General features: G+C 63.7%; 22 protein-coding genes. 12 read left to right on the top strand and 10 right to left on the bottom strand.

The features are described 5' to 3' along the window. The first annotated feature begins 18 nt into the window (after positions 1-18). A complete protein-coding gene (clpA, locus tag RO069_RS17520; RefSeq protein ID WP_328189355.1) occupies positions 19-2289 on the top strand; it encodes an ATP-dependent Clp protease ATP-binding subunit ClpA in 2271 nt (756 codons plus the stop codon). Positions 2290-2439: 150 nt separating this feature from the next. Here the strand turns inward: clpA and infA are convergent, their stop codons facing one another. From infA to RO069_RS17475, 9 genes are all read right to left on the bottom strand, one after another. Then, positions 2440-2658, bottom strand: a complete 219-nt coding sequence (infA, locus tag RO069_RS17515) for a translation initiation factor IF-1 (protein ID WP_008938619.1) — start codon at positions 2656-2658, stop codon at positions 2440-2442. A gap of 133 nt (positions 2659-2791) precedes the next feature. Beyond that, entirely contained in the window at positions 2792-3517 is a 726-nt protein-coding gene (locus RO069_RS17510) for an arginyltransferase (protein ID WP_328189354.1), read from the bottom strand. 2 nt (positions 3518-3519) lie between these two features. Further along, on the bottom strand, positions 3520-4242 hold the full coding sequence (gene aat / locus RO069_RS17505) for a leucyl/phenylalanyl-tRNA--protein transferase (RefSeq protein WP_328189353.1): 723 nt from the start codon (positions 4240-4242) through the stop codon (positions 3520-3522). A gap of 61 nt (positions 4243-4303) precedes the next feature. Next, positions 4304-5257 carry a thioredoxin-disulfide reductase gene (gene trxB / locus RO069_RS17500; protein ID WP_328189352.1) on the bottom strand — a complete coding sequence of 318 codons (954 nt, stop codon included), beginning with the start codon at positions 5255-5257 and terminating at the stop codon, positions 4304-4306. Between the two features lie 140 nt (positions 5258-5397). Further along, positions 5398-6315, bottom strand: a complete 918-nt coding sequence (locus RO069_RS17495; protein ID WP_328189351.1) for an AAA family ATPase — start codon at positions 6313-6315, stop codon at positions 5398-5400. 21 nt (positions 6316-6336) lie between these two features. Further along, positions 6337-7251 (bottom strand): carbon-nitrogen hydrolase, encoded by a 915-nt coding sequence (locus RO069_RS17490; RefSeq protein WP_328189350.1) that lies wholly within the window; start codon positions 7249-7251, stop codon positions 6337-6339. Continuing rightward, positions 7248-8282: an agmatine deiminase family protein gene (locus tag RO069_RS17485; RefSeq protein ID WP_328189395.1), complete on the bottom strand. Its 1035-nt coding sequence runs from the start codon at positions 8280-8282 to the stop codon at positions 7248-7250. The genes RO069_RS17490 and RO069_RS17485 overlap by 4 nt, the downstream gene beginning before the upstream one ends. Positions 8283-8424: 142 nt before the next feature. Further along, entirely contained in the window at positions 8425-8730 is a 306-nt protein-coding gene (locus tag RO069_RS17480; RefSeq protein ID WP_328189349.1) for a hypothetical protein, read from the bottom strand. A gap of 65 nt (positions 8731-8795) precedes the next feature. Further along, positions 8796-9380 carry a PilZ domain-containing protein gene (locus RO069_RS17475; protein ID WP_328189348.1) on the bottom strand — a complete coding sequence of 195 codons (585 nt, stop codon included), beginning with the start codon at positions 9378-9380 and terminating at the stop codon, positions 8796-8798. Between the two features lie 161 nt (positions 9381-9541). Between RO069_RS17475 and RO069_RS17470 the strand changes: the two genes are divergently transcribed. Both RO069_RS17470 and RO069_RS17465 read left to right on the top strand, forming a co-directional pair. Further along, positions 9542-10783: a lipoprotein-releasing ABC transporter permease subunit gene (locus RO069_RS17470; protein WP_328189347.1), complete on the top strand. Its 1242-nt coding sequence runs from the start codon at positions 9542-9544 to the stop codon at positions 10781-10783. After that, positions 10776-11483 carry an ABC transporter ATP-binding protein gene (locus tag RO069_RS17465; protein ID WP_328189346.1) on the top strand — a complete coding sequence of 236 codons (708 nt, stop codon included), beginning with the start codon at positions 10776-10778 and terminating at the stop codon, positions 11481-11483. The genes RO069_RS17470 and RO069_RS17465 overlap by 8 nt, the downstream gene beginning before the upstream one ends. A 17-nt stretch (positions 11484-11500) precedes the next feature. Here the strand turns inward: RO069_RS17465 and RO069_RS17460 are convergent, their stop codons facing one another. Beyond that, the gene (locus tag RO069_RS17460; RefSeq protein ID WP_328189345.1) at positions 11501-12013 is read right to left on the bottom strand and encodes a DUF2062 domain-containing protein; all 513 of its coding nucleotides are present in this window, start codon (positions 12011-12013) and stop codon (positions 11501-11503) included. A 153-nt stretch (positions 12014-12166) separates the two neighbouring features. Here RO069_RS17460 and RO069_RS17455 point away from each other — a divergent pair, with 153 nt between their 5' ends. From RO069_RS17455 to murB, 9 genes are all read left to right on the top strand, one after another. After that, positions 12167-14515 (top strand): DNA internalization-related competence protein ComEC/Rec2, encoded by a 2349-nt coding sequence (locus RO069_RS17455; RefSeq protein ID WP_328189344.1) that lies wholly within the window; start codon positions 12167-12169, stop codon positions 14513-14515. 91 nt (positions 14516-14606) lie between these two features. Then, entirely contained in the window at positions 14607-15236 is a 630-nt protein-coding gene (locus tag RO069_RS17450) for a MotA/TolQ/ExbB proton channel family protein (RefSeq protein WP_328189342.1), read from the top strand. A 5-nt stretch (positions 15237-15241) separates the two neighbouring features. Then, complete coding sequence (locus RO069_RS17445) at positions 15242-15664, top strand: ExbD/TolR family protein (protein WP_328189341.1); 423 nt, start codon at positions 15242-15244, stop codon at positions 15662-15664. 36 nt (positions 15665-15700) lie between these two features. Further along, a complete protein-coding gene (msbA, locus tag RO069_RS17440) occupies positions 15701-17446 on the top strand; it encodes a lipid A export permease/ATP-binding protein MsbA (protein ID WP_328189340.1) in 1746 nt (581 codons plus the stop codon). Continuing rightward, positions 17446-18474: a tetraacyldisaccharide 4'-kinase gene (gene lpxK / locus RO069_RS17435; RefSeq protein WP_328189339.1), complete on the top strand. Its 1029-nt coding sequence runs from the start codon at positions 17446-17448 to the stop codon at positions 18472-18474. The genes msbA and lpxK overlap by 1 nt, the downstream gene beginning before the upstream one ends. A gap of 1 nt (position 18475) precedes the next feature. Beyond that, entirely contained in the window at positions 18476-18670 is a 195-nt protein-coding gene (locus tag RO069_RS17430) for a Trm112 family protein (protein ID WP_328189338.1), read from the top strand. Between the two features lie 4 nt (positions 18671-18674). Beyond that, positions 18675-19451, top strand: a complete 777-nt coding sequence (gene kdsB / locus RO069_RS17425; RefSeq protein ID WP_328189337.1) for a 3-deoxy-manno-octulosonate cytidylyltransferase — start codon at positions 18675-18677, stop codon at positions 19449-19451. A 9-nt stretch (positions 19452-19460) separates the two neighbouring features. Beyond that, positions 19461-19943 (top strand): low molecular weight protein-tyrosine-phosphatase, encoded by a 483-nt coding sequence (locus RO069_RS17420; protein ID WP_328189336.1) that lies wholly within the window; start codon positions 19461-19463, stop codon positions 19941-19943. Further along, positions 19943-20986, top strand: coding sequence for a UDP-N-acetylmuramate dehydrogenase (gene murB, locus RO069_RS17415; RefSeq protein WP_328189335.1), 1044 nt, complete (start codon positions 19943-19945; stop codon positions 20984-20986). Before RO069_RS17420 ends, murB begins: the two co-directional genes overlap by 1 nt. Positions 20987-20997 lie beyond the last annotated feature (11 nt).

Raw genomic sequence — 20997 nt, 5'->3', positions numbered from 1 at the left:
CCTTATGCGGGGTGGCCCATGCTGAGCAAAGATCTAGAAATTACGCTGAATGCCGCGTTCCGGAATGCCCGGGACAAGCGTCATGAATTCATGACGGTTGAGCACCTGCTGCTGGCATTGCTGGACAACGATTCAGCGGTGGGCGTCCTCAAAGCCTGCGGGGCTGACCTGCAGCGGCTGCAGGATGAGCTGACCGAATTCGTGGACTCCACCACGCCCCTGATTCCCGGCAGTGACAGTGAGCGGGAAACCCAGCCGACCCTGGGCTTCCAGCGCGTACTGCAGCGGGCCGTCTTCCATGTACAGTCCTCTGGCAAGAAGGAGGTCACCGGTGCCAACGTCCTGGTTGCCATCTTCAGTGAACAGGAGAGCCAGGCGGTTTACCTGCTGAAGAAACAGAATATCGCCCGTATCGATGTGGTCAATTTCGTTTCCCACGGCATCTCCCGTGTCCAGGGTGGCGAAGAGCCGGAAGCTCCGGATCCGGCCGCACAGGAAGAGGGCGCCGAGGAAGGTTCCTCCAATCGCCCCCTGGAAGCTTATGCCTCCAACCTGAATGAGCAGGCCCGTCAGGGGCGTATTGACCCGCTGATTGGCCGCGAGCACGAAGTGGAGCGGGTGGTCCAGATCCTGGTCCGTCGCCGCAAGAATAACCCGCTGCTGGTGGGTGAGGCCGGTGTTGGCAAGACCGCCATCGCTGAGGGCCTGGCCCGTCGCATCGTGGACGGCCATGTGCCGGACATCATTGCCGATGCGGTGGTCTATTCCCTGGATCTGGGCGCGCTGCTGGCGGGCACCAAATACCGCGGTGATTTCGAGAAACGCCTGAAAGGGCTGCTGGCGGAGCTCAAGAAGGAGAAGCGGGCCATCCTTTTCATCGACGAGATCCACACCATCATTGGTGCCGGGTCCGCGTCCGGTGGCGTGATGGACGCGTCGAACCTGCTCAAGCCGATGCTCAGTTCCGGTGAGATCCGCTGCATCGGGTCCACCACCTTCTCCGAGTTCCGGGGTATCTTCGAGAAGGACAGCGCGCTCGCCCGTCGTTTCCAGAAAATCGACGTCAACGAGCCCAGCGTGGATGACACCTACCAGATCCTGAAGGGGCTCAAGCCGCACTTCGAGAAGCACCACGATCTCAAGTATACGGACAAGGCCCTGCGGGTGGCCGCCGAGCTGGCGGACCGGTATATCTCCGATCGTCACCTGCCGGACAAGGCCATCGATGTGATCGATGAGGCCGGTGCCCGTCAGCGCCTGCTGCCTGAAGCCAAGCGCCGCAAGGTGATCGGTGTGTCCGCCATTGAGGACGTGGTGGCCACTATTGCCCGGATTCCGCCGAAGAGTGTGTCCAGTAGCGACAAGGACCTGCTGCGCAACCTGGAGCGGGACCTGAAGATGACCGTGTTCGGCCAGGACCCGGCCATCGAGTCGCTGTCCAATGCCATCAAGCTGGCCCGGGCCGGTCTCAAGGCGCCGGAGAAGCCGGAGGGCGCGTTCCTGTTTGCCGGCCCCACCGGTGTCGGCAAGACCGAGGTGACCCGCCAACTGGCCAAGGTGCTGGGCATCGAGCTGGTTCGTTTCGACATGTCCGAGTACATGGAGCGTCACACCGTGTCACGGCTGATCGGCGCGCCTCCGGGCTATGTCGGGTTTGACCAGGGTGGTTTGCTCACCGAGTCGGTCAACAAGCACCCACACTGTGTGCTGCTGCTGGACGAGATCGAGAAGGCGCACCCGGAAGTGTTCAACCTGCTGCTGCAGGTGATGGACCACGGTACCCTGACCGACAACAACGGTCGCAAGGCGGACTTCCGCCACGTGATCCTGGTGATGACCACCAACGCCGGTGCCGAGGACATCAGTCGTCGCTCCATCGGTTTCCAGGAGCAGGACCACAGCACCGATGGCATGGAGGTGATCAACAAGATGTTCACGCCGGAATTCCGCAACCGCCTGGATTCCATTATCCAGTTCGGCGGGCTGGCGCCGGAGATCATCACCCATGTGGTGGACAAGTTCCTCACCGAACTGCAGGCGCAGCTTGACGAGAAGCAGGTGGTACTGCACGTGGACGATGAGGCCAAGCTCTGGCTGGCGGAGAAGGGGTACGACCCCACCATGGGCGCCCGTCCCATGGCCCGCCTGATCCAGGACAAGATCAAGCGTCCGCTGGCGGAACAGATCCTGTTTGGCGCGCTGTCCGAGAACGGTGGCGAGGTGAATGTTCACCTCAAGGATGGGGAACTGGTGTTCGAGTACGAGAACGAGCCGGCCGAAGCGGTCTAGTGTCCCGGACGGAACACTGCTGATCAGGCCCCGGGGAGCCGGGGCCTGTGATCTGCACCCTGCACAACAACGACAAAGCCCCGCACTGGCGGGGCTTTTTCTTGCGCAGATGTCAGGCCGCGGTGTTGCCGGCCCGGCAGGCTGGCGGCATTAACGGGCGCGGTAGACGATGCGCCCCTTGCTCAGGTCGTAGGGAGTCAGCTCTACCTTGACCTTGTCGCCAGTGAGGATGCGGATGTAGTTCTTGCGCATCTTGCCGGAGATGTGGGCAGTGACAACATGGCCGTTGCTCAGCTCCACACGGAACATGGTATTAGGAAGGGTATCCACAATTACCCCTTCCATTTCAATGACATCTGATTTCGCCATTCAGTAAGGACCTCGCTTGATTGGGTTTCCCAGATTCCGGAATGGCGCAATTCTGCCTCATTTGGTCGCGATTGGCAAAAAAAGCGTCCATTCTGCGGGAATGTCGGTCTATGGAATAACCGAAAGACGGTGCTCAGGAGGGCTCCTGGTCCGGGTCGAACTGCTGCCAGGAGCCGTCGATCAGCGCCTCGATTGGACGGAAGCGGGTCTTGTAGTTCATCTTCCGGCTCTGGGCAATCCAGTAACCCAGGTAGACCCAGGGCAGTCCCTGCTCCCGGGCCTCCCGGATCTGCCAGAGTATGGCCAGGGTACCCAGGCTGCGCCTGTCATGGTCGGGGCTGAATACGGTGTAGATGGCGGATAGTCCGTCATCCAGCTTGTCCAGCACCGCCAGGCCGATCAGCTCGTCACCGACATTCATCTCCAGGAACCAGCTGTCCGTGGCACCTTCCACCAGGAAGGACTGGAACTGGTCCCGGGAAGGCGGGTACATGTCGCCGTCCGCATGACGTTCATTGATGTAATGCTCGTAGAGCTGGTAGTAACGCTCGGAGAACCGGGCGGGTACCAGCTTGAAGGTGACATCGTCGTTGCGCTTCCAGACCCGTCGCTGGGACCGGTCCGGGTGGAACGCACGGGCATCCAGGCGAACCGGGATACAGGCGTTGCAGTGCTCGCAGTGGGGGCGGTAGTAGTGGGAGCCACTGCGGCGAAAGCCCAGTGCGGTAAGCTGGCTGTAGAGCCGCTTGTCCACCTGGGCCCTGGGGTCCACGAACATGGTGGTGGCGTCGCGGCCGGGCAGGTAACTGCAACTGTGGGCCGGTGTCGCAAAGAATACCAGCGTTCTCAGGCTGCTCATCCTTATCCCTCCCCCGGGCGTGAGCCGTGCCAGGCCCACTCCAGTCGCCAGCGGTCCTGGCGAGGTGGCTGGTCGATGTTCTCCTCCAGTATAGATAAGAATACCCGCCGGGGAATAGTCCGTGCGCCCATTCGCAACAGATGGGGGCTTTCCACCTGGCAGTCCATCAGGCGGTAGCCGGAGCGCCACAGTTCGCCGCACAGGTGGACCAGCACCGTCTTTGAGGCGTTGGCCTCCAGGGAAAACATGGACTCACCGAAGAAGCAGCGTCCGATGGCCAGTCCGTAGAGGCCGCCCACCAGTTCATCGCGGTGATTCCAGGCCTCGATGGAGTGGGCGTGGCCACGGCGGTGGAGTTCCTTGTAGGCCTGCTCCATATCGTCGGTGATCCAGGTGCCCTCGGGCCGGGTGGAGCCGCACAGGTGGATGACGCGTCGGAACGACTGGTCCGTGGTGATGCGGAAGCGTCCCTGGTTCAGGGTGCGGCGCAGGCTGCGGGAAATATGGATGTCATCAGGAAAGAGGATACACCGGGGGTCGGGGGACCACCAGAGGATTGGCTGGTCGTCACTGAACCAGGGAAAGATGCCGCTCCGGTAGGCATGCAACAGCCGTTCGGGGGACAGGTCGCCCCCGAGGGCAAGCAGGCCGTCGGGTTCCCGCAGGGCTTCCTCCGCCGGAGGAAACCACAGGTAGTCCGGATCAAGCCAGGGCAGGGCACTCATCGGGTCTGCCTCTTGTTATCCGCCCCGGATGGACACCGGGACGGATGATTGCGACGTGGGCTTAGCCCTGCTGGTCCAGGAATTTCTCGGCATCCAGTGCCGCCATGCAGCCAAAGCCGGCGGAGGTGACCGCCTGGCGGTACACATGGTCGGCCACGTCGCCGGCCGCAAACACGCCGGGCACGCTGGCCTGGGTGGCCATGCCTTCCAGGCCGCTGCGAATGCGGATATAGCCGCCTTCCATATCGAGCTGACCTTCAAACAGTTCGGTATTGGGGCGGTGGCCAATGGCAATGAATACGCCGGCCAGGTCCAGTTCCCGGGTGCTGTCATCCTTGGTGCTGCGAATGCGCATGCCGGTAACGCCGGTGCCGTCGCCCAGGACCTCGTCCAGGGTATGATCCCAGACAATGTTCACGTTGCCGTTCTCGGCCTTCTCGAACAGCTTGTCCTGCAGGATCTTCTCCGCCCGGAGCTTGTCCCGGCGATGGACCAGGGTCACCTCGTCGGCGATGTTGGACAGGTAGAGGGCCTCTTCAACGGCGGTATTGCCGCCACCGATCACCGCGACCTTCTGCTTCTTGTAGAAGAAGCCATCGCAGGTGGCACAGGCGGACACGCCCTGGCCCTTGAACTTCTCCTCGGACTCCAGGCCCAGGTACATGGCCGTGGCACCGGTGGCAATAATCAGGGCGTCGCAGGTGTACTCTCCGCTGTCGCCCTTGAGGCGGAACGGGCGGTTACGCAGGTCGGCCTCGTTGATGGTGTCGTAGACCACACTGGTCTCGAAGCGCTCGGCATGCTTGAGCATTCGCTGCATCAGTTCCGGGCCCTGGACGCCGTCGTTGTCGCCGGGCCAGTTGTCCACGTCGGTGGTGGTGGTGAGCTGGCCACCCACCTCAATGCCGGTAATCAGGGTCGGCTTCAGGTTGGCGCGGGCCGCGTAGACAGCGGCGGTATAACCGGCGGGGCCGGAACCCAGGATGATCAGTCGGGAGTGTTTGCTGTCGGTCATTGCTCGTGTCTCTTCAGTTCTCGGGGCGATTGTCCGTGGCGGAAAAGGATACCAAGATCTATGGCAAACGCGAATTTGATTGCCGTAATCCAGGTCATTGAGCGGCGCTATTCCTGACGGATGGCCGGCCGCTCAGACGGTCAGGATCGGCCGATCACCGGCACCTGGTCCAGCAACTGCCGGACCCGCTGCTCGCCCTTGCCGCTGTCGCCCTGTTCCAGTCGATGGCTGGCGATGGCGGGGAAGACGGCCTGAACATCATCCGGCAGGACATGATGGCGCCCCTGCATCAGGGCCCAGGCCCGGGCGGCCCGCATCAGGCCGAGACCGGCCCGGGGTGACAGACCATAGAGCAGGCCGGGCATGCGACGGCTCTCCTCCAGCAGGTTCTGGATGTAGTCCAGCAGGGCCGGGCTGGTACTGACCCGGGCGACACCCTCCTGCAGGGTTTTCAGGTCCTCGGGGCGGAACATGGTACGAAGCCGCTCGGTCATCTGGCGCCGGTCCTCTCCTTCCAGCAGCTCCCGTTCCGCCTTGGGGTCCGGGTAGCCCAGGCGCAGGCGCATCAGGAAGCGGTCAAGCTGGGACTCGGGCAGGGGATAGGTGCCCCCCTGTTCCACCGGGTTCTGGGTGGCAATCACGAAAAACGGCAGGGGCAGGGGGCGGGTTTCGCCCTCGATGGACACCTGGCGTTCTTCCATGGCTTCCAGCAGCGCGCTCTGGGTGCGCGGAGAGGCACGATTGATCTCGTCGGCCAGCACCACCTGGGCAAAGATGGGGCCCTGGTGGAATACCAGTGAGCCGGCTTCCCGGTCGTACATGGAGAACCCCAGAACGTCCGCCGGCAGCAGGTCGTTGGTGAACTGGATGCGCTGGTAGGACAGGCCCATGACCTTGGCCAGGGCGTGGGACAGGGTGGTCTTGCCCATGCCGGGGATGTCCTCGATCAGCAGGTGACCCTGGGCGAGCAGGCCGCACAGAGCGAGCCGGATCTGGGGTTCCTTGCCGAGGACAATGTGGTTCAGTTCGGTGATCGCGGCGTCGATCAGTTTCTTCATGGAGGATCCGATGGTTGTGTGTCAGTCCCGCACGCGCTTGAGCAGGTCGCTGTAGGCATCGATACGTCTGTCCCTGAGATACGGCCAGATGCGACGCACGGACTCACTGCGGTGCCGGTTGATGTCTGCCGCCAGGGTGGTTTCCTGGTGCTCGTCGGCGCGGCCCAGGAATTCGCCCTGGGCGCCACAGATGAAGCTGTTGCCCCAGAAGCGGATGCCGGTGGTCTGGCCGGACGGGTCCGGTTCGGTGCCTATCCGGTTAGGGGCAATCACCGGCAGGCCGTTGGCGATCGCGTGACCCCGTTGTACGGTGATCCAGGCGTCCAGTTGCCGTGCCTGTTCGTCGGCGTCATCGGTGGTGTCCCAGCCAATGGCGGTGGGGTAGATCAGCAGTTCCGCGCCGGCCAGTGCCATCAGGCGGGCCGCTTCCGGATACCACTGGTCCCAGCATACCAGCACGCCCAGCCGGCCCACGGAGGTGTCTATGGGGGTGAATCCGCTAGCGCCGCTGTTAAAGGTGGCGTCCCCTGGCGTGAAGTAGAACTTCTCGTAGAAGCCGGGGTCGTCGGGAATGTGCATCTTGCGGTAGAGGCCGGCGATGGAGCCGTCGGTCTCCACCACCACGGCGGTGTTGTGATACACGCCGTTCATACGGCGCTCGAACACCGATCCCACCAGTACAATGCCCAGTTCCCGTGCCAGCGACGCCAGGCGATCGGTGGTGGGGCCGGGAATGGGTTCCGCCAGGTCGAAGACCGCTGTATCTTCCGTCTGACAGAAATACAGGGTGGCGTGCAGTTCCTGCAGCACCACCAGTTGCGCGCCCTCGGCGGCGGCCTGCCTGACCAGCCGCTCCGTGGTTTCCAGGCTGGCGGATTTATCGTCACTGCAGGCCTGCTGGATGGCGGCAACCCTGAGTATCCGGTCTGCGGTCATAGTTCCACAACACCCTGCGGCAGTTGCATGGTGACACAGTGCAGGCTGCCATGCTGTTCCACAAGGGGGCGGCAGGGGATGGGGATGATTTCCCGATCCGGGAACAGCGTACGGAAGGTGGCCAGGGCATCGTCGTCCTGGGGAACGTCATAGGTGGGTACCAGCACCGCACCGTTGATTATCAGGAAATTGGCGTAGGTGGCCGGCAGGCGCTCGCCATCCTCGTCCAGGACCGGGGCCGGCCAGGGTAGCGGTGTCAGGCGGTAAGGGGAGCCGTCAGCCTGGTGAAACTGGCGCAACTCCTCCTCCATGGCCTTGAGGGCCGGGTAATGTTCGTCGTCCGGGTCCTCGCAACGGACGTAACATATATGGTCCGGGCTACAGAAGCGGGCGAGGGTATCGATGTGGCTGTCGGTGTCGTCACCGGCCAGGTAGCCGTGGTTCAGCCAGAGCACGCGTCGGGCACCGATGGTTTCCCCCAGCAGGGCCTCAATGGCGGCACGGTCATAGTCCGGATTTCGGGTTGGCGTCAGCAGGCATTCGCTGGTCACCATGATGGTGCCTTCGCCATCGGATTCGATGGACCCGCCTTCCAGGACAAAATCCACCGTTTCCAGTGGGGTATCACCAAAACAGCCCCCGGTCGCCAGGTGCTGGTTCAGGGCGTTGTCCTTCTCCCAGGGGAACTTGCCGCCCCAGGCATTGAAGCGGAAATCGAGCAGCCGGGTCCCGTCTACGGTCGTCACGGCAAGGGGGCCGTGGTCCCGGGCCCAGGTATCGTTGGATGGTGCGGCCACGCAGTGGGCCCTGCCTGGCAGGTCCTGTTCCCGGGCCCACTGGTTGAGCTCCTGTTCGAGCTTCTGGGCCCGGAACACATGCTCGCAACTCACCACCAGGTGCTCAAACCGGAGAACCGCCCGGGCAATGGCCAGGAAGACCGGTTCCACTTGATCCAGCTGGCTGAACCAGTCGGTTCCGGGGTGGGGCCAGGTCAGCATGACGGCACTCTGGGGTGCCCATTCGGCAGGCATCACGCGTGTCGAAGTCAAAATAGCAACCATCCTGTCAGTGGTTCACGGTAGGGAACCGGCCATTGGATCCCGCGTCGGATTTCGCCGCATTCTACCGGTTTGGTAGCCTGACGTCAGTCGTGTTCGGGCGTGTGTACGGCATTCAGCGGGAGTGTCTGGCGACCGTGTGGATGACGTGGTTGTATTCGAAGTAGACCACGAAGTCATCATAGTGCCACTGGGAGATGGGGGGATCGCCCACGGGGCCGGAAGTACGGACCGGATCGCCGAACCGCTGACGTACCGTCTTCCGTGACTGGCCGGTATCCGGCAGTGTCATGGTCTGGCGATCGCCCTGGGACATTACCGGCACCTTGACCTCGTCGGCCTGGGCCGTGGGCGCGAACCCGGCTCCCAGTGCGGTAATGGCAAGACTCGCAGCGGCGGCTGCGGACATCAGCTTGTTCATTATTTGTTCTCCTGAAACTTCTTTAATGATTGATCCGGTCCATTATGAGTCGAACCAGTTCATTATTACGATGGTTCGCCGCCCTGTCTCTGTCGAATCTGCCATGCCATGACGTGTTTCGCAATCTGCTGACGGTCACCTTCCGGTATGTCGACAAAGGAGGTATGTATCAGCTCCAGGCCGGCGCCCGGAGCCGATTCCAGTGGTGTGATGTCGACCACCTCGGCGGCCCCCTGGGGGCGGTAGAGTTCCGGTGGCAGGGTCAGGCGCAGGGCCAACAGGTCACCCCGGGACAGTTCGCCACCCTGCGTCGGAAAGCTTACACCGCCTTCACTCAGGGTAACCTCCCGCCAATCTTCCGGTTGCAACGGATTTTGGTCAAAGGCCATAATGCGCGCCAGCGTATCAACCTTACCGTTCAGCGACTTGAGCAGGGAAGCCGCCAGCCGGTCCCGCTCCGCCAGTAACGGAAGCTGGTTGCGGAATTCCTGGTCCAGGCGTTTTAGCTCCGATTTCAGGCTGTCCAGGTGGTCCTCCGCGAAGGGATCACCACCGGTATCGTCCGGATGAATCCGCCGGTACTCCAGACCGATCCGATCCTCAATGCGGTAAAAATCCCGGCGGTCGGGGGTGTTGTGATCTGACGTCATTCGGGCTCCAGCACATTGACGGGTGACCGGGCGATTCGTAACAGGCGGTCACCGGGACCAGGAATCGGAAGGGCACCCGTATCCAGAGCAGTTTAGCAGCTTCCCGGTGGCAAGAAAGCGGGGGCACTCGATTCGATTTCCGGCAGTGACAGGCGACCTGTATGTTTCGACCTCTCTCGTTCTACATCGGTCTGCGTTATACCGCGGCCAAGCGACGAAACCACTTTATCTCCTTTATTTCCCTGACGTCGATGATCGGCCTGATGCTCGGCGTGGCCGTGCTGATCATTGTGCTGTCGGTGATGAACGGTTTTGACCGGGAACTCAAGCAGAAGGTGCTGGGCATGGTGCCCCATGCCGTGGTCAAGGGGGACCCGTACCTCTCGGACTGGCAGGAGGTTGACCAGACCGTGACGGCCCACCCCCGGGTTCTGGCCGCCGCACCTTTTATCGAGGGACAGGGTATGGTCACCGGGGGCGGTAATGTCCGTGGTGTGCTGATCAAGGGGGTCGTGCCTGAGGAGGAGGACACGGTGTCGATCATTTCCAGCCAGATGATTGAGGGGAAACTGGAGGACCTGAAGGCTGGCGAGTTCGGCATCATCGTGGGGCGCCCCCTGGCGGCCAGCCTGCGGCTGGAGGTGGGTGACAGGCTGACCATTGTGCTGCCGGAAGCTTCGGTCAGCCCGGCGGGAGTGATGCCCCGGCTCAAGCGCTTTACCGTGGCGGGCATCTTCAGTACCGGGGCCGAGCTGGATGGCAATTACACCCTGGTCCATATGGAGGACGCCAGCAAGCTGATGCGTACCGGTGGCCGGGCCGAAGGCGTGCGCCTGCTGGTGGATGACCTGTTCGCCGCGCCCGCCGTGGTGGAAGAGGCGGCCCTGAGCCTGGGCGGGCGCTACTACATCTCCGACTGGACCCGCACCCATGGCAGTCTGTTCAGTGCGATCCAGATGGAAAAGACCATTATCGGACTGCTGCTGATGTTCATCGTGGCGGTGGCGGCGTTCAATATTGTGTCGACCCTGGTCATGGTGGTGACCGACAAGACCGGTGATATCGCCATACTCCGCACCATGGGGGCCACCCCGGGTCGGATCATGAGGATTTTCATGATCCAGGGGGCGATTATCGGTGTCTTCGGTACGCTGGTGGGGACCACCCTGGGCATCTTCGGCGCCTGGTACATCAGTGACCTGATCAGCGGGCTGGAGAGTCTGCTTAATCACCAGTTCCTCAACGCCGATGTCTATTTCATCAGTTACCTGCCTTCCGACCTGCAATGGCTGGATGTGGCCATCATCAGTACGGCGGGGCTGGTCATGAGTTTGCTGGCCACCATCTATCCGGCCTGGCGGGCATCCCGCATCGATCCGGCGGAGGCCCTGAGGTATGAGTGAGGAACTGTCCATGCAATCAAACCAGCGGCCGGTGATCGAGTGCCGGACCATCACCCGAACCTACCGGGAAGGTCCCGCCACTCTGACCATTTTCTCCGACATTTCCCTGACCGTCGGGGCCGGGGAGACCGTGGCCATCGTGGGCAGCAGCGGGGCCGGCAAGACCACCCTGCTGAACCTGTTGGGGGGGCTCGACAAGCCGTCGTCCGGCCATATCGCCATCTGTGGGGAGGACATCCACCGGATGGGCGAGGCCCGGCGGGCGCGTTTCCGTAACCGTCACCTGGGTTTTGTCTACCAGTTCCACCATCTGCTGCCGGAGTTTTCCGCCCGCGAGAACGTGATGCTGGCCTGCACCCTGGGCGGGATGTCCATCCGGGAGGCCGGGGACAGGGCGGATAACATGCTGGCCCAGGTCGGCCTGGCGGAGCGCCTGGGCCACAAGCCCGGCGAACTGTCCGGTGGTGAGCGCCAGCGGGTGGCCATTGCCCGGGCCCTGGTGAACGAGCCTGAATGCGTGCTGATGGACGAACCCACCGGCAACCTGGATGAGCAGACCGCCAACGGTGTCCAGACGCTGATCGAGGGCCTGCGGGACCGGTTGGGCATCGCCTTTGTGGTGGTCACCCATGACATGACCATTGCCCGTGGTCTGGGGCGGGTACTCAGGCTGGAGCAGGGCAGGTTGCATCCGGCCTGACCAGGCGACAGGGGGGATCAGGGGTGGCGGCGACGATGGCGCCATTCCGCGCGCACCTTGCGGCGCCAGAGGAACTGGATCAGCAGGTAGCTGGCGCAGGCCAGCACCGTGGCCACCGCCACCGAACCGATGTACAGCGGAATGCCGATTTCCACGAGCCGCTCGCTGAACCAGCCCCACGACAGCTGGAACTCGAAGGTGATCACCGGGCGGTCCAGCAGCATGGCCCCCACCTTGTAGTTGAAGTAGAAGATAGGCGGCATGGTCAGGGGATTGCTGATCCACACCAGGGTCACCGACAGCGGCAGGTTGGCATTAAACCAGACGGCGCCGAAGGCCGCTGCCACCATCTGGGCCGGCATGGGAATAAACGCGAGGAAAACGCCGATCAGGAAGGCCCGGGCCACGCAGTGTCGGTTGATGTGCCACAGGTTGGGTTCATGAAGGATATCCCCCAGGAAGTGCAGCGACTCGATGGAGCGCACTTTCTCCGGTGACGGGATGTAACGTTTCATGAACTTCTTCGGCATATCGAAGAAAAGCCTGGTTGCCTGGATGGCCCGGCATGAAGAAACCGGGTTCCGAACGCCTGGTTGATGGAAATGGGGCAGGGTCTCGTCCGGTTTGCTGAATGAGCCGGACCGGAGACCAGGAATCCCCTTCAGGATAGGGACGATCAACTCATGGGGGCAAGGATCGCCGCCTTTGCCTGCGGCGTCATCATACTGTACTCCGGGCTTTTTCCGCCACCTCGGGCGCTGTTGGTGTCGGTTATCTGCCTGGCCCTGATGGTGACCGCGATACTCTGGTGGCGGGCCGACAGGGTTCGCCGCTACCTGGTGATGGCTGCCTGCCTGGTTCTGGGGCTCGCCTGGGCCGCCCTGGCCTCCCAGGGGCGCCTGGAGGATCGACTGGTGTCCGCTCTGGAGGGCCGGGAACTGACGGTTACCGGGTACCTCTGTGACGCCCCGTCACCGGGGGCCTGGGACAGTGTCCGCTTCAGCCTGTGCCTTAACGGCGACCGCCCCGATGGGGTGCCCCGCCGGTTGCGTCTGTCCTGGTACGGCGATGGTGCAACCCTGGATCTGCCCACCCCCATGAACGCCACGGTGGTGCTCAAGCGCCCCCACGGCGCCGTCAACCCCGGCGGTTTCCGTTACGAGACCTGGCTGTTCCGCAAGGGCTATGGCGCCACCGGCACCGTGCGTGGGGTGGCCGCCGCCCCATCGGAATCCTGTGGCCTGTCCTGCCGGTACTATCACTGGCGCCAGCAGGTGGTGCTGGCCACCCGCGATACCCTCGATGATATGGAACATACCGGTCTGGCGCTGTCGCTGCTGCTGGGCTATCGCGGGGACCTGAGCAACCGCCACTGGCAGGTGCTGGAAGCCACCGGCACCATCCACCTGGTGGCCATATCAGGGCTGCACCTGGGCCTGGTGGCGACGCTGGCGTCCCTGGTACTGCGCTGGCTGGCCCTGCGGTTGCCGCGCCGGGCCTCGTCTCCCCGGCAACTTCGGTTGTGGCTCTGGTTGTGTGTGATCCTGGTGGCCGCTGGCTATGCGCTTCTGGCCGGTTTTACGGTGCCTACCCGACGAGCGCTGGTGATGGTGGTGATCGCTGGCTGGCTGTTGCTGGTGGGACGCCTGTCCTCGCCCTGGCATGGCTGGTTACTGGCCCTGGGGGCGGTCCTGCTGCTGGACCCGCTGTCACCCCTGGACCAGGGCTTCTGGTTGTCGTTCTGCGCCGTGGCGGTACTGATCCTGGTGTTCAGCCGCCGACAGGCACAGCCCGGGGCCATCCGGGCCCTGGTGATCGCTCAGGCGGCGGTGTTTGCGGGGCTATGGCCGGTGCTGTCGGTGCTGGACCAGGGTGCTGCATGGGCCGGCCTGGTGGCCAATATCCTGGCGATCCCCCTGCTGTCCCTGATTGTGATGCCGGTGCTGTTGGCCGGTGGCCTGGTGTTGCTGGTCACCGGTGGGCAGGCGGCTGAGTGGGTCGGCATGGTGTTCGACGGTGTGCTGGGCAGCCTGTGGTGGGTGCTGACGGCGCTGGCCGGGCTGGACCTGCCCCAGGGACGGATGCCGTTGGCACTGGCGCTGGTGGTGGCCGGCACCGTGCTGGTCGCCCTGTGGGTACCGGACCGTCGGCTGCGCTGGTGTTCGGTGCTGTTGGTGGGGGCGGTGCTGGTGGGTGCCGGGATGCCGGCCGGAAACCGGTGGCAGACAACACCCCAGCTATGGGTCTGGGACGTGGGGCAGGGATTGTCGGTGATGCTCCGACACCGGGATGAGGTGCTGGTCTATGATACCGGACCGGAATCCGCCTCGGGGTACAACGCCGTGTCCGAGGTGTTAATCCCTTCCTTTGAGCGCATCGGTGTCCGGCACATCAACACCCTGGTGCTCAGTCATGGCGACCAGGACCACGCCGGCGGTCTGTCCCATCTGTTTCGCCGCTATAAGCCCGGGCGGATCATCTCTGGCGAGCCGGACCGGGTCGCCATCGGTGTCGGCAACCGTGAGGTGGCGCCGTGCCATCGGCAGAGGCCTTTGACGGTGGGGGCGGTGGAGGTCCATTTCTGGCAGGCGGTGCCGGCGGCCATCGACGATGCCAATGACCGCTCCTGTGTCCTGGCCATTCGCCATGGCAACCAGCAGATCCTGTTGCCGGGGGATATTTCGGTGCCGACTGAACGCAGGTTGCTGGCGGAATGGCCCCTGGCGCTCGGGGCGGGGCGCGAACTGACCCTGCTGGCGCCGCACCACGGCAGCAAGACTTCTTCCGGGGCCGCCTTCGTCCGCCGGCTGTCGCCGGAGCGGGTGATCTTTACCGCAGGCTACCGGCACCGCTACGGCCACCCGCATCAGGATGTGGTGGCACGCTACCAGTCCGCAGGCGGCGACCTGTTCAATACCGCGACCTCCGGTGCCCTGAGGCTGGACCTGCAGGCCGACCGACTATGGGTGACACCCTGGCGGCAGAGGGTGCCATTCTGGGTCCGTGGACCGGAGCCGGTCACCCCGGATTGAGGAATCCTTCCCAACCGTCGCTTTCGGGTGTGGTCTGATTCCGTGGCTATGCTAAAGTAGCGCCGCTTGTAACAGATCAGGGAGACCGTGCGTGTTTGAGCTTCTGAAAGCGGGTGGCATTCTGATGGTGCCGATTGTGTTGTGCTCCATTCTGGCCCTGGCCATTATCCTGGAGCGGTTGTGGACCCTCAGACCCTCACGGGTGGCGCCGCCGGATGTCATGTCCGAGCTGTGGCGCTGGATCAAGGCCAAGGATCTCAATGGCCGCAAGCTCAAGGCACTACAAGCATCGTCTCCCACCGGTCGGGTGCTGGCCAGCGGCCTGATGAACGCCAAGCATGGTCGTGAGGTCATGAAGGAGAGCATCGAGCAGGAAGCGGCCCAGGTGATTCACGACCTGGAACGGTTCCTCAACCCCCTGGGTACCATCGCCACCATCTCGCCGTTGCTGGGTCTGCTGGGTACCGTTATCGGTATGATCAAGGTGTTCGCCAAGATGCAGGGCACCGAAGGGGCTGCCAATATTGCCACCCTGTCCGGTGGTATCTCCGAGGCCCTGGTGACCACCGCCGCCGGCCTCACCGTGGCCATCCCCGCGCTGATCGCCCACCGATACCTGATCCGCCGTATCGAGGCGCTGGTAGTGGGTATGGAGCAGGAAGCCATCCGCCTGGTGGAGGTGGTGCATGGTGACCGCGAAATCGACGTTGAGGGAGCCTGACGGCCGTGAAATTCCAACGCCAGCGAAGCCGGGAAGTGGGGGTGGATCTTACCCCCCTCATCGATGTGGTGTTCCTGTTGCTGATCTTCCTGATGGTGTCCACCACCCTGCCGGACGATAACCAGCTCAACATCCAGTTGCCCGAGGCTGACGGTGAACCGGTGGCTGTGGAGGCGGAACTGATCGATCTGGTGGTGAACGCCCAGGGCCACTACATTGTTAATGGCCGCACCCTGATCAATAATCGTCGTCAGACGCTGGAGCAGGCCATTCGCGATGTGGCGGGCGACAACAGCGAGCTGCCTTTCGTGATTACGGCGGATGCCCGCACGGCCCACGAATTTGTCATCCGAGCCATGGATGTGGCCGGCAAACTGGGGTTCACCAAGATCAAATTCACCACCGATCCCACGTCGGATGACTCCTAGCTGGGACACCGAATCCGGCAAACAACTGGCAGGGCGATGAACCAAGCTGAAGCTTCCAACTGGCAGACCTACGGGCGCCTGCTCAAGTACGTCAAACCCTTCTGGTTCGCCTTCTCACTGGCGGTGGTCGGCAACGTTATCTATGCGGCTGCCTCCACCGGCATGGCGGCGGCCATGGAGTTTGTCATCCAGGCCATCGAGAACCCCACCGCCCAGAACCGCATGCTGATTACGGGGATGATCGTGGGGGTGTTTGCCTTCCGGGGCGTGGGCACCTTCATGAGCCAGTACTTTATCGCCTACGTCGGCCGCCATGTAGTCAATGCCCTGCGTAAGCAACTGTTCGACCGACTGATGTCGCTGCCATCCCGGTACTACGACAACCACGCCTCCGGGCGGCTGGTATCCAAGCTGACCTTCAACGTCGAGCAGGTGGCGGACGCCACCACCAATGCGGTGACCATTATCCTCCGGGAGGGGTTGACCATCGTCGGCCTGCTCGGGTTCATGGTCTATACCAACTGGAAACTGACCCTCATCTTTGTCGCCCTGGGGCCATTGATCGGGCTGGTGGTGAACTACGCCAGCAAGCGTTTCCGCAAGATCAGCCGGCGTATCCAGAGCTCCATGGGGGATATCACCCACGTATCGTCAGAATCCATTACCGGTTACCGGGTGGTGCGTACCTTTGGCGGCGAGGACTATGAACGGCAGCGCTTCGGTGATGTGGCCGACCGTACCATGCGCCAGGGCCTGAAGATGGCCTCCACCCAGGCCATCGCGACACCGGTGGTGCAGGTGCTGGTGGCCCTGGCCCTGGCCGCCCTGGTCTGGGTGATGCTGGCGCCGGAGATCCGGGGCAGCATGACCACCGGGCAACTGGTGGCATTTATCACTGCGGCGGCCACCATGGCGAAGCCGATCCGTCAGGTTACCTCGGTGCACAGCAAGATCCAGAAAGGGGTGGCCGCGGCCCATGATGTGTTCGGCACCATGGACGAGGAGCCGGAAGAGGATGCCGGCCAGTACGCGCCGGAGCGGGTGGACGGTGCGATCCGCTTCGATAACGTCTGCTTTCGCTACCAGGACACCCTGGACGACGTCCTGCACCAGATCAGCCTGGATATCCCGGCGGGGCAGAGCGTGGCCCTGGTGGGGCGGTCAGGCAGCGGCAAGTCCACCCTGGTGAGCCTGCTGCCCCGGTTCTACGAATACCATCAGGGGGAGATCCGGCTCGACGATCACCCCATCACCGACTTCAGCCTGGCGGCACTGCGGGCCCAGATCGCCCTGGTGACCCAGAACGTGGTGCTGTTCAACGACACCATTGCCGCCAATATTGCCTATGGCTCGTTGCGGGAACGGTCCCGGGAGGAGATCGAGGAAGCCGCCCGCAAGGCCCATGCCCTGGAGTTCATCGAACGCATGCCCGAGGGGCTGGATACCGTGGTGGGCGACAATGGCGTGATGCTGTCCGGCGGCCAGCGCCAGCGCCTGGCCATTGCCCGGGCCCTGCTCAAGGATGCCCCGGTGCTGATCCTGGACGAGGCCACCTCCGCCCTGGATACCGAGTCCGAGCGCCATATCCAGGAGGCCCTGGAAGTAGTAATGAAAGGGCGCACCACCCTGGTGATTGCCCACCGCCTGTCCACCATCGAAAAGGCGGACCGCATCCTGGTGATGGAGTCCGGCCGCATTGTCGAGGACGGCAGCCACCAGCAACTGCTGGCCGCCAATGGTGCCTATGCGCAGTTGCACCGGATGCAGTTCAGCGAAGGGTGATGGCGGGCCTGGTGGAGACGCTCTGGTACCGGCAGCGACGCCCGCTGTGGCCGCTGCTGCCCCTGTCCTGGCTTTACCAGCGGATTGCACGTAACCGTCGCCAGCGTTTGCAGGCGGCGGCCCGACCCTTGCCGGTACCGGTGATCGTGGTGGGCAATATCACCGCTGGGGGCACCGGGAAATCGCCCCTGACTGCCTGGCTGGCGGGCTATCTGGCGGAGCAGGGGTGGCGCCCGGTGATCCTGTCACGGGGCTATGGTTCCGACCGCCCCGCTGATTCGCCCATGGTGGTCACCCCCGACAGTGATCCCGCCCGTGCCGGTGATGAACCGGTGATGCTGGCGGCCCAGACCGGCCGCCCGGTGGTGGTCCATCCCCGCCGTCTCGAATCGGCCCGGCTGGCGCTGGACCAGGGCCTGGGTGACCTGGTGCTCTGCGATGACGGCCTCCAGCACTATTACCTGGACCGGGACCTGGAACTGGCGGTATTCGATGGCGCCCGGGGTATCGGCAATGGTGCCGGCCTGCCGGTGGGGCCCTTGCGTGAGCCGCCCGAGCGCCTGCTGGAGGTGGACTTCGTGGTGGTCAATGGTGAGGCCACCGGGCCCGTACCGACCCATCCCGGCCGCTATGCCATGACCCTTGAGCCGTCCCGGGTCCGTAACCTGGCCACTGGCGAGATACAGTCCCCGGACTGGTTACGGGGTAAAGATTGCGCCGCCCTGGCCGGCATTGGCAACCCGCAACGCTTCTTCGACCAGCTACGGGCCCTTGGGGCTGCCGTAGAGGGGAGGGCGTTTGCCGATCATCATCGATATACTGAACGGGATATTGCCATGGGCGACAATCGTCCCCTGTTGATGACCGCCAAGGACGCTGTCAAGATCCGGCCATTCGCCCATGACCAGTGCTGGGTGCTGGACGTGGAGCCGACCCTGTCCCCGGGGTTTGGACCGGCGCTGGAACAGGCGCTGCACCGGAAACTGACGGGGCGCGGCCTGGAACCGACTTCTTTACGAGAGACCTGACATGGACAAGAAACTGATTGCCATGCTCGCCTGCCCGGTGTGCAAGGGAGACCTCAAACTCGACCGGGAGCGCAATGAGCTGGTGTGCTACGCCGATGCCATGGCCTTCCCCATCCGCGAAGGTATCCCGGTGATGCTGGCCACCGAGGCCCGCACCCTGTCCACGGATGAGCGCCTCGACCGGACGCTGGGGTAGGTCTATGTCCTTCACCGTTGTGATTCCGGCCCGGTATGCCTCCTCCCGCCTGCCGGGCAAGCCCCTGGCGGATATCAATGGCGTACCGATGATCCGTCACGTCTACCAGCAGGCTTGTCGCAGCCATGCCGGCCGGGTCCTGGTAGCCACCGATGATGAGCGTATCCTGGCCGCCTGCGAGGCATTCGGCGCGGAAGCGGTTATGACATCGCCAGACCATGCCAGTGGCACGGATCGGTTGCAGGAGGTGGTCGAGACCCTGGGATTGCCGGATGACGCCCGGGTGGTCAACGTTCAGGGCGACGAGCCACTTATCCCCCCGGGCCTGATCGACCAGGTGGCAAAGGCGCTGGACGACTATCCCCAGGCGGCCATCGCCACGCTGTGTGAACGCATTACCGTGCCGGCGGACCTGTTCAACCCCAATGTGGTGAAAGTGGTCCGCGACCAGGACGGCTACGCCCACTATTTCAGCCGCGCCCCCATGCCGTGGCTGAGAAACCAGTGGCAGAGTCTGGCGATACCGGACAGCCTGCCGGACGACTACCGGGCCTGGCGCCACATCGGTATCTACGGCTACCGCGTCAGCCTGCTGCACCGTTTTGTTGGCTGGCCCCCCGCGCCCACCGAAACCACCGAGAGCCTGGAACAGCTCCGGGCGCTCTACCATGGCGCGAGGATTCATGTCAGCGAGGCGTCGGAGCCGCCACCGGCGGGGGTGGACACCCCGGAAGACCTGGAGCGGGTCCGTCAGCAACTGGCATCCGTAAAAGGAGTGTAGGAGACCCTGATGAGCAACCAGATTCGCGTACTGTTCGTGTGCCTTGGCAATATCTGCCGGTCACCCACCGCCGAGGGCGTGTTCCGCCAGCGCCTGGAACAGAGTGGCCTGTCTGACCACGTCGGGGTGGATTCCTGCGGCACCGGAAACTGGCACATCGGCAAGGCGCCGGACGAGCGGGCCAGGCAGGCCGCGGCGAGCCGGGGTATCGATATCGGCCATCTCCGGGCCCGGCAGTTCCGCCCGGAGGACCTGGAGGATTTCCACTACGTGCTGACCATGGACCGTCAGAACCTGGCGGACGTGCGGGATATCTGGCTGCAGCAGGGCGGCACCGAGCCCCGGCTGTTCCTCGACTTCCTGGAGGCCGGTCACGAGGACGAGGTGCCCGATCCCTATTACGGCGGCAACGACGGTTTTGAACGGGTACTGGACCTGATTACCGAGGCAAGCGACGGCCTGCTGGCCGACATCCGGGCGCGACTGGACTGATGCGCCCCCACAACCTGATTGAAAACGCCCCGCTGCGGAACCTGAGCACCATGGCGACTCCGGCCGTCGCCCGCTACCTGGTGGAAGCGACCAACGCCGGGGAGGCAAAGGCGGCCCTGGCATGGGCACAGGAAGAGGAGTTGCCGGTCCAGGTGGTCGGTGGTGGCAGCAACCTGATCTTCTGCGACGACTTTCCCGGACTGGTCCTGCACATGGCCCTGAAAGGCCGCCACTGGACGGCCATGCAGGGAGACTGCGCCACCCTGGTGCTGGCCGCGGGTGAGAACTGGCATCGGGCGGTGCTCTATGCGGCTGCGGCAGGCTACCGGGGCATCGAAAACCTGGCCCTGATTCCCGGCACGGCGGGTGCCGCCCCGGTCCAGAACATCGGCGCCTATGGCGTCGAGTTGTCCGATACCTTCGTCAGCCTCACCGCCTGGGACCGGCAGCGCGGGGAAGAGGTGGTGCTGACCACCGAGGATTGCCGCTTCGGCTACCGCGACAGCCTGTTCAAGCACGACCCCGAGCGCTACCTGATCCTGGAGATCCGGCTTGCCCTGAGTCGCAGCCGGCCCTGGTCCCTGGGGTACGGCGAGCTTTCCCGGTGGTTCGAGGGTGAGGTGCCCTCATCCCCCACGGAGGTGGCCGAGGCGGTGATGGCGGTGCGTCGCCGCAAGCTGCCGGACCCGGCCCAGTTGCCCAACACCGGCAGTTTTTTCAAGAACCCGGTGGTCACCCGGGACCAGTGGGAGTCGCTGCGGCGGCAATGGCCGGAAATGGTGGCCTATCCCCTGGACGACGGCGTCAAGCTGGCGGCTGGTTGGCTGATTGATCAGTGTGGCTGGAAGGGCTATCGGAACCGGACGGTCGGGGTGCACCACCGGCAGGCCCTGGTGCTGGTAAACCACTCATCGGGAACCGGTGCCGATGTGCTGGCCCTGGCCCGGAGGATTCGTGATGACGTGCGGGAACGTTACGGAGTCACGCTGGAAATGGAACCGGGGGTCGTACCCTCAGGCTGTGGACTGACGCCGCCAGCCTGAGGCGGGATTAC

The organism is Marinobacter sp. OP 3.4, from assembly GCF_036224885.1.
In the GTDB taxonomy this organism is placed as follows: domain Bacteria; phylum Pseudomonadota; class Gammaproteobacteria; order Pseudomonadales; family Oleiphilaceae; genus Marinobacter.
Note: the sequence above shows the minus strand (reverse complement) of the source record. Positions and strands in the feature narration are given on the sequence as shown.

What these genes read in the sequence shown, in the direction of transcription:
- RO069_RS17510 (WP_328189354.1), bottom strand. Translation starts at nt 3,517, where the DNA reads ATGAGCAGCCTGAGAACGCTGGTATTCTTTGCGACACCGGCCCACAGT.
- RO069_RS17480 (WP_328189349.1), bottom strand. Translation starts at nt 8,730, where the DNA reads ATGAACAAGCTGATGTCCGCAGCCGCCGCTGCGAGTCTTGCCATTACC.
- RO069_RS17490 (WP_328189350.1), bottom strand. Translation starts at nt 7,251, where the DNA reads ATGACCGCAGACCGGATACTCAGGGTTGCCGCCATCCAGCAGGCCTGC.
- aat (WP_328189353.1), bottom strand. Translation starts at nt 4,242, where the DNA reads ATGAGTGCCCTGCCCTGGCTTGATCCGGACTACCTGTGGTTTCCTCCG.
- RO069_RS17495 (WP_328189351.1), bottom strand. Translation starts at nt 6,315, where the DNA reads ATGAAGAAACTGATCGACGCCGCGATCACCGAACTGAACCACATTGTC.
- RO069_RS17470 (WP_328189347.1), top strand. Translation starts at nt 9,542, where the DNA reads ATGTTTCGACCTCTCTCGTTCTACATCGGTCTGCGTTATACCGCGGCC.
- lpxK (WP_328189339.1), top strand. Translation starts at nt 17,446, where the DNA reads ATGGCGGGCCTGGTGGAGACGCTCTGGTACCGGCAGCGACGCCCGCTG.
- RO069_RS17460 (WP_328189345.1), bottom strand. Translation starts at nt 12,013, where the DNA reads ATGCCGAAGAAGTTCATGAAACGTTACATCCCGTCACCGGAGAAAGTG.
- RO069_RS17455 (WP_328189344.1), top strand. Translation starts at nt 12,167, where the DNA reads ATGGGGGCAAGGATCGCCGCCTTTGCCTGCGGCGTCATCATACTGTAC.
- msbA (WP_328189340.1), top strand. Translation starts at nt 15,701, where the DNA reads ATGAACCAAGCTGAAGCTTCCAACTGGCAGACCTACGGGCGCCTGCTC.
- RO069_RS17420 (WP_328189336.1), top strand. Translation starts at nt 19,461, where the DNA reads ATGAGCAACCAGATTCGCGTACTGTTCGTGTGCCTTGGCAATATCTGC.
- RO069_RS17475 (WP_328189348.1), bottom strand. Translation starts at nt 9,380, where the DNA reads ATGACGTCAGATCACAACACCCCCGACCGCCGGGATTTTTACCGCATT.
- murB (WP_328189335.1), top strand. Translation starts at nt 19,943, where the DNA reads ATGCGCCCCCACAACCTGATTGAAAACGCCCCGCTGCGGAACCTGAGC.
- infA (WP_008938619.1), bottom strand. Translation starts at nt 2,658, where the DNA reads ATGGCGAAATCAGATGTCATTGAAATGGAAGGGGTAATTGTGGATACC.
- RO069_RS17430 (WP_328189338.1), top strand. Translation starts at nt 18,476, where the DNA reads ATGGACAAGAAACTGATTGCCATGCTCGCCTGCCCGGTGTGCAAGGGA.
- RO069_RS17465 (WP_328189346.1), top strand. Translation starts at nt 10,776, where the DNA reads ATGAGTGAGGAACTGTCCATGCAATCAAACCAGCGGCCGGTGATCGAG.
- trxB (WP_328189352.1), bottom strand. Translation starts at nt 5,257, where the DNA reads ATGACCGACAGCAAACACTCCCGACTGATCATCCTGGGTTCCGGCCCC.
- kdsB (WP_328189337.1), top strand. Translation starts at nt 18,675, where the DNA reads ATGTCCTTCACCGTTGTGATTCCGGCCCGGTATGCCTCCTCCCGCCTG.
- RO069_RS17485 (WP_328189395.1), bottom strand. Translation starts at nt 8,282, where the DNA reads ATGCCTGCCGAATGGGCACCCCAGAGTGCCGTCATGCTGACCTGGCCC.
- clpA (WP_328189355.1), top strand. Translation starts at nt 19, where the DNA reads ATGCTGAGCAAAGATCTAGAAATTACGCTGAATGCCGCGTTCCGGAAT.